Source organism: Streptomyces sp. NBC_00322 (assembly GCF_036147535.1).
In the GTDB taxonomy this organism is placed as follows: domain Bacteria; phylum Actinomycetota; class Actinomycetes; order Streptomycetales; family Streptomycetaceae; genus Streptomyces.
Map to the genome: position 1 here is coordinate 6,430,029 of NZ_CP108019.1, position 14,027 is coordinate 6,444,055.

The window sequence follows — 14,027 nt, forward strand, 5'->3', positions numbered from 1 at the left end:
GCATTCCCTCCACCGTACGGACTACTGCTTCTGCGGGTCACCCCGAGGGCGCTGTACGGGCCCCGAAGCGGTTGAGCCCCGTACCACCAGCTCAGGCATGAAGACGAACTCGCTGTGCGGGGCCGGGGTGCCCCCGATCTCCTCCAGCAGAGTCCGGACGGCCGCCTGCCCCATGGCGAGGACCGGCTGCCGGATGGTCGTCAGCGGCGGATCCGTGAACGCTATGAGCGGGGAGTCGTCGAAGCCCACCACGGAGATGTCGCGAGGCACCTCCAGGCCCAGACCCCGCGCGGCCCGGATCGCACCGAGCGCCATCATGTCGCTCGCGCACACCACGGCGGTGCAGCCGAGGCCGATCAGGGCGCCGGCGGCCGCCTGACCGCCTTCGAGGGTGTAGAGGGAGTGCTGGATCAGCTGCTCGGACTCCTCGGCGGAGAGGCCGAGTTGGACCTCCATCGCCTGCTGGAAACCCTCGATCTTCCGCAGGACGGGCACGAAGCGCTTGGGGCCCACCGCGAGCCCGATCCGGGTGTGGCCGAGCGAGGCGAGGTGGGTCACGGCGAGGTGCATCGCGGCCCGGTCGTCGGGGGAGACGAAGGGGGCCTTCACCTTGGGCGAGAAGCCGCCCAGGAGGACATAGGGGACACCCTGGCCGCGTAGCTGGTCGTAACGCTGCATGTCGGCTGTGGTGTCCGCGTGCAGGCCCGAGACGAAGATGATCCCCGAGACCCCGCGGTCCACCAGCATTTCGGTGAGCTCGTCCTCGGTGGAACCGCCCGGGGTCTGGGTGGCCAGTACCGGTGTGTACCCCTGCCGGGTCAGGGCCTGGCCGATGACCTGGGCGAGCGCCGGAAAGATCGGGTTGTCGAGCTCCGGAGTTATGAGGCCGACCAGTCCCGCGCTGCGCTGCCGCAGCCGCACCGGCCGCTCGTATCCGAGGACGTCGAGCGCCGCGAGTACGGATTCACGGGTGGCCGCGGCCACACCGGGCTTGCCGTTGAGCACGCGGCTGACTGTGGCTTCGCTGACCCCCGCCTGGGCTGCGATGTCGGCGAGCCGTGCGGTCACGGGATTGGACTGTACCGGTCGCATGTCAGATTGCCCACCACGCGCAGGAATCGGTCGGAATACGGGCTGTGTCTCCCGATGGTTCCATACCGTCGGTCGAGAGCAACAGCCGTCCCGGCAGCGGGATTTCGATGACGGATCCGGTGGTGTTGAGCGTGCAGACCAGGCCCGGCCGGGACAGTGCGAGCAGCCCCTCGGGCCCGGGCAGCCAGCGCATCGGCCCGCCCGGCAGCCGGCGCCGCAGCTCCAGCGCCGAGCGGTAGAGCTCGAGCGTCGAGTACGGGTCGCCGGTCTGGGCCTCGACGGACAGCTCCCGCCAGCTGTCGGGCTGCGGCAGCCAGCTGGATCCGGGGCCGAAGCCGTACGGCGGCTCCTGGCCGGCCCACGGGATCGGCACCCGGCAGCCGTCGCGGAAGCCGTCCTGGCCCGCCGCGCGGAAGAAGGCGGGGTCCTGGCGCACCTCGTCGGGCAGATCGGTGACCTCGGGCAGGCCGAGCTCCTCGCCCTGGTAGACGTACGCGGAGCCGGGCAGCGCCAGCATCAGCAGCGCGGCCGCGCGGGCCCGGCGCAGCCCGCGGCGCCCGCCGCCGTAGCGGGTGGGGTGGCGGACCACGTCGTGGTTGGAGAGCACCCAGGTGGTGGTCGCTCCCACCGAGGCGGTCGCGGCCAGTGACTCGTCGATCACGGCGCGCATCGCCGCCGGGTCCCAGGGGCACCGCAGGAACTGGAAGTTGAAGGCCTGGTGCAGTTCGTCGGGGCGTACGTACAGCGCGAGCCGGTCCGGGCTCGGTGCCCAGGCCTCGGCCACGCCGATCCGGTCGCCGGGGTAGGAGTCGAGGAGCCTGCGCCAGGAGCGGTGGATCTCGTGCACGCCGTCCTGGTCGAAGAAGGGAAGTTTCTGCGCCCCGATGAGCCTGGCCTGTTCCTTGTGGCCGATGTCCGGCAGTCCGGCCGCCTTGATCATGCCGTGGGCGACATCGATCCGGAAACCGTCGACGCCGAGGTCCAGCCAGAAACGCAGGACGGACTCGAACTCCTCGTGGACCTCCCGGTTGTCCCAGTTGAGGTCCGGCTGCTCGGGGGCGAAGAGGTGGAGGTACCACTCGCCGTCCGCCGTGCGGGTCCAGGCGGGGCCGCCGAAGACCGACTCCCAGTCGTTGGGCGGCAGCTCGCCGGCCGGGCCCTTGCCTGGCCGGAAGTAGTAGCGCTCGCGGGCCGACCCCGCTGACTGGCTCGTCGGGCCCGCGAGCGCAGCCCGGAACCACGGGTGCTGGTCCGAGGTGTGGTTGGGGACGATGTCCACGATCACCCTCATGCCCAGCTCGTGGGCGGTGCGTACGAGATCGTCCGCGTCGGCGAGGTTCCCGAAGAGCGGGTCGACGGTCCGGTAGTCGGCGACGTCGTAGCCGCCGTCGGCCTGCGGAGAGGCGTAGAACGGCGTGAGCCAGACGGCGTCGATGCCCAGCTGGGCGAGATACGGCAGGCGCTGGGTGGTCCCGCGCAGATCGCCGATGCCGTCGCCGTCGCTGTCGGCGAAGGAGCGCACGTACACCTGGTAGATGACGGCATCGCGCCACCAGCCGCGGCCCTTGCTGGAATTGCTTGCAGCAAGCGGCCCCTCGGCCGGAGTGGGGGAGGGAAGGCCGACGGCGGAAGCGAGCTCGTGGGTCATTCAGGGTCCCTCTCGTCAGGTCCGGGGCGGGGGGACGTGCAACTAACGAGGTCAACGTGGGTGCGGGCCCGGTGGTGACGGTGCTCCGGGAACCAAAATATCAGCTCTGCAAGAGCTTGCGAAAGTAGTTGCAGCCCAGTGTGGAGCTCCCTGGACGGCAGAAACAGCTGCCGTCAAGCGATGCGATGGCAACTGTCAGGACACGTGGATGTAACGATCCCCTGCTCTTGCAGAAAATTGCCGCAAGGTCTTTCGGCTCTCTTTCATCCTTGTTACGTTCTGGCCCGAACCCGGCGCCGCGAGGGAGCGGTCGGCAGGGGGCCTGGTCGCCCCCGCCATCTCGGGCATCTCTGAAGGAGTTCACATGCGGCGTGGCATAGCGGCCACCGCGCTGGTTGCGGCACTGGCAATGGCAGCGACGGCGTGCGGCGGAGACGGCGACAGCGGTGACAAGGCCGGCGGCCCGGTCACCCTGACCTGGTGGGACACGTCGAACGCGACCAATGAGGCGCCTACGTACAAGGCGATGATCGCCGAGTTCGAAAAGGCGAACAAGGACATCAAGGTCAACTACGTCAACGTCCCGTTCGACCAGGCGCAGAACAAGTTCCAGACCGCGGCCGGCAGCAAGGGCGCTCCCGACATCATCCGCGCCGAGGTCGGCTGGACCGCCTCCTGGGCCAAGTCGCAGTTCCTGGCCCCGCTCGACGGCACGGACGCTCTCAAGCAGACCGAGGACATCACCCCCTCGCTCCTCAAGCAGGCCCAGTACGAGGGCAAGACCTACGGTGCCCCCTTCGTCACCGACTCCCTCGGCCTGATGTGGAACAAGGAGATCCTGAAGAAGGCGGGCTTCGACAAGGCCCCGACCACCTGGGAAGAGATCAAGACGGTCTCCAAGGCGGTCAAGGAGAAGGCCGGAGTCGACGGCTTCCAGCTCCGCGCCGACTCCTACTTCGAGCTTCCCTTCCTCTTCGGCGAGGGCACCGACATGGTCGACGCCGGCTCGAAGAAGATCACCGTCAACTCGCCCGAGGCCGTCAAGGCCGTCGACGCGACCAAGGCCCTGCTCGCCTCGCCGGGTGTCGCCAAGCTCGATGTGACCGCCGACTCCTACGCCCACATGATGGACGCCTTCAACACCGGCAAGGTCGCGATGATCGTCCAGGGCCCGTGGGAGCTGACGAACGTCTACAAGGGCACCGCGTTCAAGGACAAGGCCAACCTGGGCATCTCCGGTGTCCCGGCCGGCTCCACCGGCAAGGCCGGCGCCCCGACCGGTGGCCACAACCTCTCGGTCTACGCCGGTTCCGACAAGGCGCACCAGGCCGCGGCCCAGAAGTTCGTCGGCTTCATGACCTCGGGTGCGACCCAGGCCAAGATCGCGCTGAAGAACGGCACGCTGCCGACCCGCACCTCCGCCTACACCGCCGAGGTCAAGGCCACCCCGGGCATCGCCGAGTTCCAGGCGATCCTCGCCGGCTCCGCCCGGCCGCGTCCGGAACTGCCCGAGTACAGCTCGCTCTTCGCCGACCTCGGCACCGGCCTCACCGCGATCCTGCAGGGCAAGGTGAGCACCCAGAAGGGTCTGGACACCACCGCCGAGTCCTACAAGAAGCTGCTCAAGGACTTCTCCTAACACCGTCGCCCGTGGTGGTACGGCCGGGAAACCCCGGCCGTACCACCACGGCGCACGCCGTACACCCGCTTAAGAATCTGTCGCAAAGGTGTCGAAGATGACCGTCGCCGTCGAGGGCGGAAGTGAGAAGACCCGCCGTGGCCCCGCGCCGCGCCGCGGGCCGATCAGCCGTATCAGGCAGTCGTACAACCGCAATTGGTACGCCTGGGCCATGGTGGCCCCGGTGGTCGCGGTCATCGGTGTGCTGGTGGTCTACCCGCTGATCCGCGGCATCTATTTGTCGCTGACCGACGCCAACAGCAACAACGTCGGCAAGACGATCGGCGTCAACAAGATCCCCGACAGCTTCTCCTGGGTGGGTTTCGACAACTACGCGGAGATCCTCTCCGGGGGCGACCACCAGTTCTGGCCCCACTTCACCTGGACCATCGTCTGGACCATGGTCTGTGTGGCCCTGCACTACAGCATCGGCATGGGGCTCGCGCTGCTGCTCAACCGCAAGCTCCGCGGCCGCACCTTCTACCGGATGGTCCTGATCCTGCCGTGGGCCGTGCCGACCTTTGTCACCGTCTTCGCCTGGCGGCTGATCCTCGCCGACGACGGCGGCATCCTCAACCTGGCGCTGGATTCGCTCCATCTGCCCACCGCGCCCTGGCTGAGTGACCCCTTCTGGCAGCGGACCGCCGCCATCATGGTCAACACCTGGGTCGGCGTCCCCTTCATGATGGTCTCGCTGCTCGGCGGACTGCAGTCGATCCCGCCCGAGCTCTACGAGGCCGCCGAGGTCGACGGTGCGACGCCCTGGCAGCGCTTCCGCCATGTCACGGTTCCCGGCCTGCGCTCCGTCAGCAGCACGGTCGTGCTGCTCGGCATCATCTGGACCTTCAACCAGTTCGTCGTGATCTTCCTGCTGTTCGGCGCGACCGGAGCGCCCGAGGCACAGATCCTCGTCACCTGGGCCTACCGCCTCGGCTTCGGCCAGGACCCGCGCGACTACGCCGGCTCCGCCGCGTACGGCGTCATCATCCTGTCGATGCTCATCGTCTTCGCCTCCTTCTACCGGCGCTGGCTGGCCCGCAACGAGAAGGCCGTCTGACGGCCGCCCCGGAAAAGGAACCAGCCATGACGAAAGAGAGGGGAGCGACCCCCATGAGCACCACCGCAGATGCCCCGGTCTCGGCCGCCGAAGGGGCAGCCGCCGTCCCGCCCCGCAAGCCCGCCGCAGGCAAGCGACAGCTGAAGCGCGGCGAGCGCCCCCGTTCCGCGTCCGTGCTCATCCACACCGTGCTGATCGCCGCCTCCTTCATAGCGGCCTTCCCGATCGGCTGGATCGCCTGGATCTCGCTGGGCCCGGACAAGACCGACTACCTGCACCCGGGTGACATCGCAGACAAGATCAGCTTCGAGAACTACACGACCGTTCTCGGCGACACCGAGTTCCTCCAGTGGTTCGCCAACTCGCTGATCGTCGCGCTCGGTACGTGCCTGCTCGGCGTCTTCATCGCCGCCAGCTCCGGCTACGCGGTCTCCCGCATGCGCTTCCCCGGGCACCGCCAGCTGATGTGGACCTTCCTGGTCACGCAGATGTTCCCGGTCGCCATCCTCATGGTGCCGCTCTACAACATCCTGGCCAACATGGGTCTGCTGGACACCTACTGGGCGCTGATCCTGGTCTACTGCACCACCGCGATCCCGTACTGCGCCTGGCTGCTCAAGGGATACTTCGACACCATCCCCAAGGAGATCGACGAAGCCGGCCGGGTCGACGGCCTCTCGCCCTTCGGCACCTTCTACCGGCTGATCCTGCCGCTCGCCCGGCCGGGCCTGGCGGTCGCCGCGTTCTACACCTTCCTCACCGCCTGGGCCGAGGTCGCCTACGCGTCGGTCTTCATGCTCAGCGAGGACAAGTACACCCTCGCCGTCGGCCTGACCAGCTTCATCAGCGAGCACGACACCCAGTGGGACCTGATGGCCGCGACCTCCGTGCTCATCGCCATCCCCGCGTCGCTGTTCTTCTATCTGGTCCAGCGCCACCTGGTCACCGGTCTCACCGCCGGCGCCGCCAAATCCTGACCCGTACGACCCGGGGCACCCGGCCCGAACACCGGCCGGGTGCGCCCTGCTGTCTGACGTTTCGCCCGAACCGCTGCACCGAGCCTCCGAGCCTCCAAGGGATCGAGAATGACCCAGTACCTGGCTGACGCCCATCACACCACCGACCGGACTGCTTCGGCGGACTGGTGGAGAAGCGCCGTCATCTACCAGGTGTACCCCCGCAGCTTCGCCGACGGGAACGGCGACGGCATGGGCGACCTTCCGGGCATCCGCAGCCGGCTGCCGTACCTGAAGGACCTCGGTGTCGACGCCGTCTGGCTCAGCCCCTTCTACGCCTCCCCGCAGGCCGACGCCGGGTACGACGTGGCCGACTACCGCGCCATCGACCCGATGTTCGGCACGCTGCTGGACGCCGACGCGCTGATCCGCGACGCCCACGACCTCGGGCTGCGGATCATCGTCGACCTGGTGCCCAACCACTCCTCCGACGCGCACGAATGGTTCAAGCGCGCGCTGCGCGAGGGCCCGGGATCACCGCTGCGCGAGCGCTACCACTTCCGCCCCGGCAAGGGCACCGACGGTGAACTGCCGCCCAACGACTGGGAGTCCATCTTCGGCGGCTCCGCCTGGACCCGTACCCAGAACCCGGACGGCACCCCTGGTGACTGGTACCTGCACCTCTTCGCGCCCGAGCAGCCCGACTTCAACTGGGAACACCCTGCCGTCGCCGACGAGTTCCGCTCCATCCTGCGCTTCTGGCTCGACATGGGCGTCGACGGCTTCCGCATCGACGTCGCCCACGGCCTGGTCAAGGCGGCAGGTCTGCCCGACATAGGCTCCGGCGACCAGCTCAAGCTGCTGGGCAGCGATGTCATGCCGTTCTTCGACCAGGACGGTGTCCACGAGATCTACCGCGCCTGGCGCACGATCCTGGACGAGTACCCCGGCGACCGGATCGCGGTGGCCGAGGCCTGGACCCCGACCGTCGAGCGCACCGCCAACTACGTCCGCCCCGACGAGCTGCACCAGGCCTTCAACTTCCAGTACCTGGGCACGCATTGGGACGCGGCCGAACTGCGCGCGGTCATCGACGTGTCGCTGGGCGCCATGCGGCCCGTCGGCGCCCCGGCCACGTGGGTGCTCTCCAACCACGACGTGACCCGGCACGCCACCCGCTTCGCGAACCCGCCCGCCGGCACCCAGATCCGCGAGGCCGGTGACCGCGAGCTCGGCCTGCGCCGGGCCCGCGCCGCCACCCTGCTGATGCTGGCGCTGCCCGGCTCCGCGTACCTCTACCAGGGCGAGGAGCTCGGACTCCCCGACGTCACCGATCTGCCCGACGAGGTACGCCAGGACCCGGCCTTCGGCCGCACCGAGGGCCAGGACGGCTTCCGCGACGGCTGCCGGGTGCCGATCCCCTGGACAGTCGAAGGTGCTTCGTACGGCTTCGGCACCGGCGGCAGCTGGCTGCCCCAGCCGGACAGCTGGGCCGCGCTCAGCGTCGAGGCGCAGACCGGGGTTTCGGACTCGACCCTGGAGCTGTACCGCAGCGCGCTCGCGGTGCGCCGGGAGCACCCCGCGCTCGGGGCGGGCGACGCGGTCGAGTGGCTGGACGCCCCCGAGGGGGTGCTCGCCCTGCGGCGCCCGGGCGGCTTCGTCTGCACTGTGAACACCACGGGCACGGCCGTACGGATCCCGGCCCCCGGCCGCGTCCTGCTGGCCGGCACCGCCGTCGAGCCGGCCGGCGGCGAGGTCGAACTGCCCGCGGACAGCGCTGTGTGGTGGACAGAGTGACCATTCCCCCCTCGCGGGGCGAGTCGTCGCGGGGCGGTGCCGTCCAGACCGGCGCCACCCCGCGGCTCGCGGACATCGCGGCCCAGGCCTCGGTCAGCGAGGCGACGGCCAGCCGGGTCATGAACGGCAAGTCGGGCGTCGCGAGCGGTACCCGCCAGCGGGTGCTCGCGGCGCTCGACGTGCTCGGCTACGAGAGGCCCGTACGGCTGCGGCAGCGCAGCGCGGGCCTCGTCGGCCTGCTGACCCCCGAGCTCACCAACCCGATCTTCCCCGCCTTCGCCCAGGCCGTCGAACAGGTGCTGGCCGGGCACGGCTACACGCCGGTCCTGTGCACCCAGCTGCCGGGCGGGGCGACCGAGGACGAACTGGTCGAACAGCTCCAGCAGAGCGGTGTCAACGGCATCGTGTTCCTGTCCGGGGTGCACTCCGACACCTCGGCCGACCACTCGCGGTACGCCGAACTCGCCGGCCGGGGCGTCCCGTTCGTCCTCATCAACGGCTACAGCGAGCACATCAGCGCGCCCTGCGTCTCCTGCGACGACCGGGCGGCGATGCGGATGGCCGTACACCATCTGGCCGAGCTGGGGCACGAGCGGATCGGTCTCGCGATCGGCCCCCTGCGCTATGTGCCGGCCAGCCGCAAGGCCGAGGGGTTCACGGACGCCCTCGTCGGCATCCACGGCTACACCGCCGCGGCGGCCGAACAGCTGGTCCAGCGCTCCCTGTTCAGTGTCGAGGGCGGCCATCAGGCGGCCGGAGCGCTGCTGGACAAGGGATGCACCGCGATCGTCTGCGGAAGCGACATGATGGCCCTCGGCGTGGTCAGGGCGGCCCGGGAACGGGGCCTGGAGGTGCCGTACGACCTCTCGGTGGTCGGCTTCGACGACTCGCAGCTGGTGGCGTTCACCGATCCGCCGCTGACGACGGTACGGCAGCCGGTGAAGGCGATGGCCGCGGCGGCGGTGGGTGCGCTGCTGGAGGAGATCCAGGGAAGTCCCGTACAGAGCACGGAATATGTCTTCCAGCCGGAGCTCGTGGTACGGGGCTCGACGGCGCAGGCGCGGCGGTAGGTGCGGCGGGGGTTGTTCCCCACCCCGCCCCTTCCCTTAAGGGTGCCGTCCACGATCAGGACGGTGTCCCCGCGAAACCGCTTGCGGGGCTGGAGTGCGAGTGCCGGCCCGAGATGGTCGATGATGCGGTCGTCCGCGGACTTCGAGATGCCGAACAGAGGGGCGAGCTGCCGCAGCGTCAGGTTGGTGCGCCAGTACACAGTGACCAGCAGGACCCGGTCCTCCAACGGCAGGCTCCACGCTCGTCCCTCCGGACCGCATCCGCGCCTTCGCGCCGCAGTGCGGTCAGCAACTTGCCGAAGCAGCGCGGACTCAGCCCGGTGAACGGGGCTGTCCAAGACGGCTCCGACGCCGTGATCACACCAGCCACACCAAGATCATCCCCAGCGGTGGGGTAGCTCTGGGCGACGTCTCGCGGAATCCGCTGGTGCGACGCAGCTTCGGCGTCAAGAATCGGCGGATGCATGAAGTGAAGCTGTCCGACGGGATCATCACTCTGTCGCCGCTGCGCCTGGACGATGTGAAGGCGCATCTCACGGGGGAGGATGAGCTGCTGGTTCGCTGGCTCAACGGTGGTCCCGGCACGCGCGAGGGCGTTGAAGCGTACTTCCAGCACTGCTGGGAACAGTGGGACACTGCCGGGCCGCTCCGCGCTTTCGGCATCCGGGTAGGCGCCGACGAGGCGCTCGCGGGGACGATCGACTTGCGGTTCACAGGGGAGGGCTTGGCTCCCGGCCAGGTGAATGTCGCCTACGGCCTCTATCCGTCCTGGAGGGGGCGTGGCCTGGCTACCTGCGCGGTCCTCTTGGCGTCCCAGTACGCAGCCAGTGAGGGCGGGGAGGAGGCGGTGATCCAGGTGGAGCCGGAGAATCCCGCATCCGCCGCCGTCGCGCGGCGGGCAGGATTCACCCCCGGCAAGCAGCCGCACAGCAAGGACGGCACACGGTTCCACTGGTACATCCGGGATCTGCGCGTCGCTCTCCAGTGATGATGGGAACCGTGAAATCGGCCAGTGTCGCTCTTCGTTCCCAGCTGCTCAGGGTTTCGAGACGGGCGTCGCAGGCCGCTCGTCTTGGCGGTTCCTGAACGGAGGGGTCCCACCTAGGTTGCCTGGACTCAAGGGAAGGCGAGGCTCGCGCGTGCTGCGGCCATGAAGGCGATCTTGTGTTCCTCGAGGTGCTCGTTGACCTCGACGTCGCCGATCTCTCGCCACACCGCCTGGTTGAGTGCCCGACCGTATGTGTGCACAGGGGCGTGCAGGTCCGCGTCGCTGAGCAGCACGAGGTGCCGTTCAGCGATCCAGAGCCTGGTCATGGCACCCAAAGCGGTACTGTTCCAGCCTTCGTCATCGCCCCAAGCCTCGGGACGGCTGTAGGCCGCCCGTTCGGCATCCAGGGCGCAGGCGATGAAGTCCTTGATCGCCTGCATCTGCTCCGCTCGGCGCGCCTCGCTGGTGGCCGCTGCCTGGCGGCGTTCCTCCAGCCGTTCGGCGGAGCGCTGAGTGGCGCGCTGGGAGAGCGCCGTCAGGCCGCCGCCGAGGGCGACGCCTGCGAGTGAAAAGATCGGTGCCCACACTTCCATCGCCACGCGGCGCCCCCTACGACAAGTCCTTGTGCATCAGCGTGCACATGGTCTCGTACCGGAGCAGTGAGCCGTCCGGCGCCTGGACGTCCCAGGCGTCCGGTCGGCGACCATGGGCCAGGTAGCCCAGTCGCTCGTACAGAGCCCGGGCACGTGGATTGCTCTGCTCCACCGCGAGCTCGGCCCTGTGCAGGCCGCGTGACCTGATGCGGTCCTCCGCGGCCCGGATGAGCATGGTGCCCAGACCACACGACTGCAGGGCCGGGAGTACCCCGAGCTGCCAGAGTGTGCCCACGTCGGCCGTGACCTGGTAGTCGATGCCCCCGATCGCCACCGGAACATCGGCCGGGGTGCACACCGCCAGATAGTCCACATCCCCCGCTGCCGCACGCACCAACTCCCGTTCCACCTGCATCAGATGGACGGTCGAGCCGGACCACGTACAGGCCGGCAGATCATCGGGCGTCAGATCACGGACGAGGACTGGCACGACAACCTCGGCCGCCCCGGTACGAGGAAGACTCATGCGCCCATCCGATCACCCCAAGGAGCCTACGGACCAGAGGATTTCGCGTGCAGGCCCTCGACACGTGGTGAAGTCCGCGGCCGCCGCAACGTCTCACACCCCTCGTCCATGTGGGGCATCAGGGCGAGCAACTCTGAGGTCAGCCCAAGCAGGGGGTGGCCGTTTTCATGAAGCGTCATCAGTGACGACCAGCAGTTACGCCACAACCCTTAGCTTGCCTCGCAGGTAGGTCCCACCTGGCCGTTCGTGTCGACTGGTGGAATGCCGGTTAACGCGGGTGGCCTCACGCTGACCAACGAATACGGGCCGGCGGTGCGCGCCAAGCTGTCATCCCCCACGGCCGCCAGGCCGTAGGGGTAGGGCGGGTAGGGGACAAGGCCCGCCGCAGGCGCCCCGATCCGCCGGGACCGGACCGGCCCGCCGGGCGCGTGGGGCCCGGGTCTGCCGGGCCCCCGGCCGACCGGCCCGGAGTCAAGGTTGAACGTAACACCACTGCAAAACTTGCGAAAGGTCTTGCAGTGAGGAAACAGCAAGATTTCCGCGGCGCTACGACAGCGTGTCCAAAGGGTTGACCCTGGCCCGCGAGACTCGTACGGTCGCGACCGCAATATCTTTCTGCGTTCTTGCAGCAAGAATCATCAGCACCACAAAGGCCTTACGGGCATGGCGCGTTGCCGGGCAAGGCTCACCGTCACCCGCATTCCCCCACGTATGCACAGTGCTGTGCAGGAGGACATATGGCCAGCAGACCTCTGGCTGCCGCGCTCGCCCTGGTGGCGGGCGCTGCGGTCGCAGTGATCGCGCCACCTGGAGCCGCCCAGGCGACGCCGCCCGGCGACAAGGACGTGACCGCCGTCCTGTTCGAGTGGAACTTCGCTTCGGTCGCCAAGGCGTGCACCGACCAGCTCGGACCCGCGGGCTATGGATTCGTCCAGGTCTCCCCGCCCCAGGAGCACATCCAGGGCGCGCAGTGGTGGACCTCGTACCAGCCCGTCAGTTACAAGATCGCCGGCCGTCTCGGCGACCGCGCCGCGTTCAGCAGCATGGTGAACACCTGCCACGCGGCCGGCGTCAAGGTCGTCGTCGACAGCGTCATCAACCACATGGCATCCGCGTCCGGCACCGGCACGGGCGGCTCGAGTTACGAGAAGTACTCCTACCCCGGCATCTACTCCGGCGCCGACATGGACGACTGCCGGTCGACCATCACCAACTACCAGGACCGCGCCAACGTCCAGAACTGTGAGCTCGTCCAGCTCGCCGATCTGGACACCGGTGAGGACTACGTACGCGGACGCATCGCCGCCTACCTGAACGATCTGCTCACGCTCGGCGTCGACGGCTTCCGTATCGACGCCGCCAAGCACATGCCCGCCGCCGACCTCGCCAACATCAAGTCCCGGCTCAGCAACCCCGGCGTGTACTGGAAGCAGGAGGCGATCTACGGCGCGAGCGAGGCGGTCTCGCCGAGCGAGTACCTGGGCAACGGGGACGTTCAGGAGTTCCGTTACGCCCGCGGCCTCAAGCAGGTCTTCAACAACGAGAACCTCGCCTACCTGAAGAACTACGGCGAGGGCTGGGGCTACATGGAGTCCGGGAAGTCGGCGGTCTTCGTCGACAACCACGACACCGAGCGCGGCGGCGACACCCTCAACTACAAGGACGGCGCGAACTACACACTCGCCAACGTCTTCATGCTGGCCTGGCCCTACGGCTCCCCGGACATTCACTCCGGCTACGAGTGGTCGGACAAGGAAGCGGGGCCGCCGAACGGCGGGACGGTGAACGCCTGTTACAGCGACGGCTGGAAGTGCCAGCACGCGTGGCGGGAGATCTCCTCCATGGTCGCCTTCCGGAACACCGCGCGAGGCCAGGCCGTGACGAACTGGTGGGACAACGGCGCGGACCAGATCGCCTTCGGACGCGGCTCGAAGGCCTACGTCGCCATCAACCACGAGGGGTCCTCGCTGACCCGGACCTTCCAGACCTCGCTGCCGGCGGGCGACTACTGCGACGTGCAGTCCGGCAGGGGAGTGACGGTGAACGGCTCCGGCCAGTTCACGGCGACGCTCGGCTCGAACACGGCGGTCGCGCTGCATGTCAACGCCCGCAACTGCGGGTCGAGTTCGGCGACGGGCGCGTCCTTCAACGTCAACGCGACGACGGTGACCGGACAGAACATCTACGTCACCGGCAACCAGGCGGCACTCGGCAACTGGAACCCGGCCGGCGCGCTGAAGCTGGACCCGGCGAGCTATCCGGTCTGGAAGCTGGACGTCGCGCTGCCCGCGGGGACGGCGTTCGAGTACAAGTACATCCGCAAGGACGCGGCGGGGGCGGTGACGTGGGAGACGGGCGCGAACCGGTCGGCGACGGTGCCGGCGAGCGGTTCGGTGACCTTGTCGGACACGTTCCGCACGTAACGCTGCGCCTGCGGCGGGCTTTGCCCCCACCCCGCCCCTTCCCGTAACCAAGGGGCTTCGCCCCCTGGACCCCGTACGCCCTTCTGGGGGTCCCCCCACGCCCGCAGGGCGTAGGGGGAGTGTCCTCAAGCGCCGGACGGGCTGAACTTCAGCCCCTCCGGCGTTTGAGGAGCGGGGTCTGGGGCGGAGCCCCAGTTCA

At 68.8% G+C, this 14,027-nt stretch carries 11 protein-coding genes and 1 pseudogene; 7 read left to right on the plus strand and 5 right to left on the minus strand.

Annotation, left to right across the window (positions count from 1 at the left end):
* Positions 1-21: 21 nt before the first annotated feature.
* On the minus strand, positions 22-1,068 hold the full coding sequence (locus OG905_RS29350) for a LacI family DNA-binding transcriptional regulator (RefSeq protein WP_328678582.1): 1,047 nt from the start codon (positions 1,066-1,068) through the stop codon (positions 22-24).
* 25 nt (positions 1,069-1,093) lie between these two features.
* The gene (locus OG905_RS29355) at positions 1,094-2,740 is read right to left on the minus strand and encodes a glycoside hydrolase family 13 protein (protein WP_328678583.1); all 1,647 of its coding nucleotides are present in this window, start codon (positions 2,738-2,740) and stop codon (positions 1,094-1,096) included.
* Positions 2,741-3,104: 364 nt separating this feature from the next.
* On the opposite strand from OG905_RS29355, the gene OG905_RS29360 reads away from it, so the two are divergent.
* The 5 genes from OG905_RS29360 to OG905_RS29380 all read left to right on the plus strand — a co-directional run bounded on the left by OG905_RS29360 (position 3,105) and on the right by OG905_RS29380 (position 9,298).
* Positions 3,105-4,379 carry an extracellular solute-binding protein gene (locus tag OG905_RS29360; RefSeq protein WP_328678584.1) on the plus strand — a complete coding sequence of 425 codons (1,275 nt, stop codon included), beginning with the start codon at positions 3,105-3,107 and terminating at the stop codon, positions 4,377-4,379.
* Positions 4,380-4,476: 97 nt separating this feature from the next.
* Positions 4,477-5,475: a carbohydrate ABC transporter permease gene (locus OG905_RS29365; RefSeq protein WP_328678585.1), complete on the plus strand. Its 999-nt coding sequence runs from the start codon at positions 4,477-4,479 to the stop codon at positions 5,473-5,475.
* A 53-nt stretch (positions 5,476-5,528) separates the two neighbouring features.
* A complete protein-coding gene (locus OG905_RS29370) occupies positions 5,529-6,452 on the plus strand; it encodes a sugar ABC transporter permease (protein ID WP_328678586.1) in 924 nt (307 codons plus the stop codon).
* 108 nt (positions 6,453-6,560) lie between these two features.
* On the plus strand, positions 6,561-8,228 hold the full coding sequence (locus OG905_RS29375; RefSeq protein ID WP_328678587.1) for a glycoside hydrolase family 13 protein: 1,668 nt from the start codon (positions 6,561-6,563) through the stop codon (positions 8,226-8,228).
* The gene (locus tag OG905_RS29380) at positions 8,213-9,298 is read left to right on the plus strand and encodes a LacI family DNA-binding transcriptional regulator (RefSeq protein WP_443044008.1); all 1,086 of its coding nucleotides are present in this window, start codon (positions 8,213-8,215) and stop codon (positions 9,296-9,298) included. Before OG905_RS29375 ends, OG905_RS29380 begins: the two co-directional genes overlap by 16 nt.
* Before the next feature lie 38 nt (positions 9,299-9,336).
* Here OG905_RS29380 and OG905_RS29385 read toward each other — a convergent pair.
* Positions 9,337-9,668, minus strand: a pseudogene (locus OG905_RS29385) (helix-turn-helix domain-containing protein); the annotation flags it as partial.
* A 90-nt stretch (positions 9,669-9,758) separates the two neighbouring features.
* Between OG905_RS29385 and OG905_RS29390 the strand changes: the two are divergent.
* Positions 9,759-10,286, plus strand: coding sequence for a GNAT family N-acetyltransferase (locus OG905_RS29390; protein ID WP_328678588.1), 528 nt, complete (start codon positions 9,759-9,761; stop codon positions 10,284-10,286).
* A 128-nt stretch (positions 10,287-10,414) separates the two neighbouring features.
* Here the strand turns inward: OG905_RS29390 and OG905_RS29395 are convergent, their stop codons facing one another.
* Entirely contained in the window at positions 10,415-10,885 is a 471-nt protein-coding gene (locus OG905_RS29395; protein WP_328678589.1) for a hypothetical protein, read from the minus strand.
* Between the two features lie 10 nt (positions 10,886-10,895).
* Positions 10,896-11,405: a GNAT family N-acetyltransferase gene (locus OG905_RS29400; protein WP_328678590.1), complete on the minus strand. Its 510-nt coding sequence runs from the start codon at positions 11,403-11,405 to the stop codon at positions 10,896-10,898.
* Between the two features lie 737 nt (positions 11,406-12,142).
* Between OG905_RS29400 and OG905_RS29405 the strand changes: the two genes are divergently transcribed.
* Positions 12,143-13,828, plus strand: coding sequence for a carbohydrate-binding module family 20 domain-containing protein (locus OG905_RS29405; protein WP_328678591.1), 1,686 nt, complete (start codon positions 12,143-12,145; stop codon positions 13,826-13,828).
* The last annotated feature ends 199 nt before the right edge of the window (positions 13,829-14,027 follow it).